Source organism: Agrobacterium sp. 5Ca50 (assembly GCF_055381905.1).
In genome coordinates this window covers 3,492,501-3,497,500 of sequence record NZ_AP026438.1, presented here as the reverse complement: position 1 = coordinate 3,497,500, position 5,000 = coordinate 3,492,501, and the positions used below count along the sequence as shown (strand labels likewise).

The 5,000-nt window shown below is 52.0% G+C and carries 1 tRNA gene, 2 rRNA genes and 1 pseudogene; 1 reads left to right on the top strand and 3 read right to left on the bottom strand.

Annotated features, from left to right (window positions below):
- Positions 1-906: 906 nt before the first annotated feature.
- Positions 907-1,131 (top strand): annotated as a pseudogene (locus ACZ5FM_RS16755) (LysR family transcriptional regulator); the annotation flags it as partial.
- 340 nt (positions 1,132-1,471) lie between these two features.
- Here the strand turns inward: ACZ5FM_RS16755 and ACZ5FM_RS16750 are convergent.
- From ACZ5FM_RS16750 to ACZ5FM_RS16740, 3 genes are all read right to left on the bottom strand, one after another.
- A tRNA-Met gene (locus tag ACZ5FM_RS16750) sits at positions 1,472-1,548 on the bottom strand.
- Between the two features lie 375 nt (positions 1,549-1,923).
- Positions 1,924-2,038 (bottom strand): 5S ribosomal RNA (rrf, locus tag ACZ5FM_RS16745).
- 95 nt (positions 2,039-2,133) lie between these two features.
- Positions 2,134-4,934, bottom strand: a 23S ribosomal RNA gene (locus ACZ5FM_RS16740).
- Between the last annotated feature and the right edge of the window lie 66 nt (positions 4,935-5,000).

Below are 5,000 nucleotides of genomic sequence, written 5' to 3'. Positions count from 1 at the left end.
CACGATCAGTACTCGTCATTATCGCTCAATAACGGTCCTATTTCGACTTCAAGGCGGCGCAGAACCATAAATCAATTTTTGTTTGCACCCCAAAATACATGCCTGAAATCTGGCCATGGTCATAATGAATTAGAACTTGGGATGCGTTTTTTAATTTGAGATGCAGTATTACTTTTTCCATTTCTTGACGCGCACTGTTACCTGGCGTGCTGCTCTCGGACTAATGCATGACCGCGTAATTTCTTCGCTCGGCGTTCTGCTTTCAGGATGCTGCTATGGCATGGGGCTATTGCATTGATCCTTTAACTTCGTGTTGCTCGACGCCTTTTTTTCGGCTCACCCTATTCACTCCAGTCGACACTTCTTCTTTGAAGTGTCGTTCCTTGCCATCTTCAAACGGTGCTTTTTCAAAGCAGGTGGCTCCCGCCTTTTAGATTCCGGCTGTATTTTTTTTTACCCCATTAAACCGGGACCTATTCTGATACGCTGGCCGCCTGCTTTCTGCTTTTGCTTCATTGCGATTTGTACGCCTCTCTCTGAGCGTTTCGTTCGTCCACTATGACATAGGAGCTGGCTCGTTGCGCAGCGGTTCCTATGCCTCTGTGGCCCGTCCGACTTTTGCTTTTAGGTGATTGAGGTTTGCCCCGTGACGTAGGTTTGCGCCTTCCAGTTCGCCTCCGGAGGCCGCGCGCGCAGAGTTATTCTGCGACCTGGTTGAGAGGCGGCGCTTACATTGCGGTCATTGTCGCCCTCTGAGGTGCAAGCAAGTCGATCGATCAGCTCTATTCCGCCCTGCCTTTCGCGCCGGGCTGATCATAAGAAGTGGTGCAGCACATTACGCCGACTTTCGGCGCCGGCCGTCGTGTTGTTCGGTCTCCGCTGCGTGCCTTCAATGATTTCGTCAAGGCGATGCGGCGATTGTGCCTTGATGGTTTAGGCTTGGGGCGTGTTGGCGGTTTTCATGTGGAGGAGGATATTGAGGCGGGCAGACTTGTGTCTGTTCTGGACGATTATAATCCACGTGATGCCGAGGTTATCTGGTGGGTCTATGGTGGTTCGGGACCATTGTCTGGCCGGGTACGCGCCTATTTGGATTTTCTGAGCGAGCATGTTGTGCGAGCGTGGCCATGATTTTCTGGTGGGACGTCTACCATTGGTTATTGAGCGTTTTGTCGCCGGCGGTTTTTCGTGGCTTTGACTTTCGCATTGGGCAGCTTTGGTGTGCCTTGGTCGTTGTGCTTTGAGCAGGGTTATTTTCGCGGGCGCGTAGGTGCCGGCAATGGTCTGCGGTTTCTTTTAGCTTTGAGATTTTGATTTTTTGGGGGATGTTTTGGTGATTTGGTTGCGGGGCAGGATTTAGGATTTTTCTGTCCCGTTGCGTCGGCTGTGCCTCCTTGCGGGCCCCTGAGGAGGCGTTAACTCCTCGACGCGTTAGCAACAAAAAAGCCCGCTTGCTGCGGGCTTGTTTTATTGGTTGCGGGGGCAGGATTTGAACCTGCGGCCTTCAGGTTATGAGCCTGACGAGCTACCGGGCTGCTCCACCCCGCGTTACCAGGTTTTTGCCAAAGGCAAAATACCCCTCGGCAAACTGTAAAACAGTTTGTCCGTACTCGGTAAACTGCATGGCAGTTTGTCCGAACCAGCGCAAATCCAGAGGATTTGTCGCGACGACGTCGATCGCTCTAGCGATTGACGGATCTGTGCCGAGCAAATTGCGTTGCAATTTGTCTCGCGTTTCCTGAACTTGCCAGTTTTCCCGATCTATCAGCCCTCAAAGAGTTAGCTTTTCGGAATGCGGGACGGCATGAGTCCAAGAATTGGCCTTAAACGCAAAAGGCCGCTTTGATAGCGGCCTCGTGTTGGGCATCGAGGCCCTTTTTGTGATGAGAAGATGTTTTGTAAGCTTTGAGTTGCGTTTAGCAGACCTGGCAGCGACCTACTCTCCCGCGTCTTAAGACGAAGTACCATTGGCGCTGGGGCGTTTCACGGCCGTGTTCGGAATGGGAACGGGTGCAGCCGCCCCGCAATAACCACCAGGTCGGCAAAACGCAACAACTTACGTTGTTTTCGAGAAGCTGGAGAGCTTGAAGCTCACTTTAATTTAACACGTCTTGATGGACATGAACAATGAGAACGAAGAAGTCGATCGAGCTATTAGTAACGGTAAGCTTCATACATTACTGTACTTCCACACCCGTCCTATCAACGTGGTCGTCTTCCACGGCTCTGATAGGGAATACTCGTTTTCAGGTTGGTTTCCCGCTTAGATGCCTTCAGCGGTTATCCATTCCGTATATAGCTACTCTGCTATGCCCTTGGCAGGACAACAGATCCACCAGAGATACGTCCATCCCGGTCCTCTCGTACTAGGGACAGATCCTGTCAATATTCCTACACCCACGGCAGATAGGGACCGAACTGTCTCACGACGTTCTGAACCCAACTCACGTACCGCTTTAAATGGCGAACAGCCATACCCTTGGGACCTGCTCCAGCCCCAGGATGCGATGAGTCGACATCGAGGTGCCAAACAACCCCGTCGATATGGACTCTTGGGGGTCATCAGCCTGTTATCCCCGGCGTACCTTTTATCCGTTGAGCGATGGCCCTTCCACACGGGACCACCGGATCACTATGACCGACTTTCGTCTCTGCTCGACTTGTCAGTCTCGCAGTCAGGCTAGCTTATGCCATTGCACTCGACGACCGATTTCCGACCGGTCTGAGCTAACCATCGCGCGCCTCCGTTACTCTTTCGGAGGCGACCGCCCCAGTCAAACTACCCACCATACACTGTCCCGGATCCGGATAACGGACCGCGGTTAGACATCCACGAAGATAAGGGTGGTATTTCAAGGATGGCTCCACAAGAACTGGCGTCCCTGCTTCAAAGCCTACCACCTATCCTACACATGCCTTGGCGAATGCCAGTGTAAAGCTATAGTAAAGGTGCACGGGGTCTTTCCGTCTGACCGCAGGAACCCCGCATCTTCACGGGGAATTCAATTTCACTGAGTCTATGTTGGAGACAGCGGGGAAGTCGTTACGCCATTCGTGCAGGTCGGAACTTACCCGACAAGGAATTTCGCTACCTTAGGACCGTTATAGTTACGGCCGCCGTTTACTGGGGCTTCAGTTCAGAGCTTGCACCCCTCCCTTTAACCTTCCAGCACCGGGCAGGCGTCAGACCCTATACGTCGTATTGCTACTTCGCAGAGCCCTGTGTTTTTGATAAACAGTCGCTACCCCCTGGTCTGTGCCACCCCACTATACTTGCGTACAATGGGGTCACGCTTCTTCCGAAGTTACGCGTGCAATTTGCCGAGTTCCTTCAACATAGTTCTCTCAAGCGCCTTGGTATACTCTACCTGACCACCTGTGTCGGTTTCGGGTACGGTCTATACGGTGGAGCTATTTCCTGGAACCTCTTCGCTGCACAACCAATCCAATAAGGGTGTACAACACACGAGATCCGTCACTACCACCAGGCCCACGAATATTAACGTGGTTCCCATCGACTACGCGTGTCCGCCTCGTCTTAGGGGCCGGCTAACCCTGCTCAGATTAACTTTAAGCAGGAACCCTTGGTCTTTCGGCGAGGGAGTCTCTCACTCCCTTTATCGTTACTCATGTCAACATTCGCACTTCCGATATCTCCAGCAGCCCTCACGGGTCCGCCTTCACAGACTTACGGAACGCTCCGCTACCACACGATCATAAGATCGTATCCTCAGCTTCGGTGCATGGCTTTAGCCCCGTTACATTTTCGGCGCAAAGACCCTTATTTAGACCAGTGAGCTGTTACGCTTTCTTTAAATGATGGCTGCTTCTAAGCCAACATCCTGGTTGTTTTGGGATCCTCACATCCTTTCCCACTTAGCCATGACTTGGGGACCTTAGCTGGAGGTCAGGGTTGTTGCCCTCTTCACGACGGACGTTAGCACCCGCCGTGTGTCTGCCGACTAGTACTCCTCGGTATTCGGAGTTTGGTTAGGATCAGTAAGACGGTGAGTCCCCATAGCCCATCCAGTGCTCTACCCCCGAGGGTATTCGGTCGACGCTCTACCTAAATAGATTTCGCGGAGAACCAGCTATTTCCGAGTTTGATTGGCCTTTCACCCCTAGCCACAAGTCATCCCAATCTATTGCAACAGATATGGGTTCGGCCCTCCAGTTGGTGTTACCCAACCTTCAGCCTGCTCATGGCTAGATCACTCGGTTTCGGGTCTAATGCAACTAACTAAATCGCCCTATTCAGACTCGCTTTCGCTGCGCCTACACCTACCGGCTTAAGCTTGCTAGTTACACTAAGTCGTTGACCCATTATACAAAAGGTACGCCGTCACCCTTGCGGGCTCCGACTGTTTGTAGGCATCCGGTTTCAGGTTCTATTTCACTCCCCTCGTCGGGGTGCTTTTCACCTTTCCCTCACGGTACTTGTTCGCTATCGGTCATGCACGAGTACTTAGGCTTGGAGAGTGGTCTCCCCATGTTCAGACAGGATTTCACGTGCCCCGCCTTACTCAAGGACAATGATTGTTCTACGTGTACGGGGCTATCACCCGCTACGGCCGAACTTTCCAGATCGTTCCACTTTATTCATCATTGCCACTGGCCTGGTCCGCGTTCGCTCGCCACTACTTACGGAGTCTCGGTTGATGTCCTTTCCTGCAGGTACTTAGATGTTTCAGTTCCCTGCGTTCGCTTCTTACCCCTATGTATTCGAAGGTAAGATACCTTATATCAATACTTGGAAACCCAAACCGTTCATAAGAACAGCTTGGATTCTCCAAGTATTTAAGGTGGGTTGCCCCATTCGGAGATCCATGGATCAAAGCTTATTCGCAGCTCCCCACGGCTTATCGCAGCGTATCACGTCCTTCTTCGCCTGTGCATGCCAAGGCATCCACCAAATGCCCTTAAAACACTTGTTCGTTCTCATTGTCTATGCCCATCACATAGCCTCCAAAGGAGGCAAGACCCGGTTACCTTTTACAACC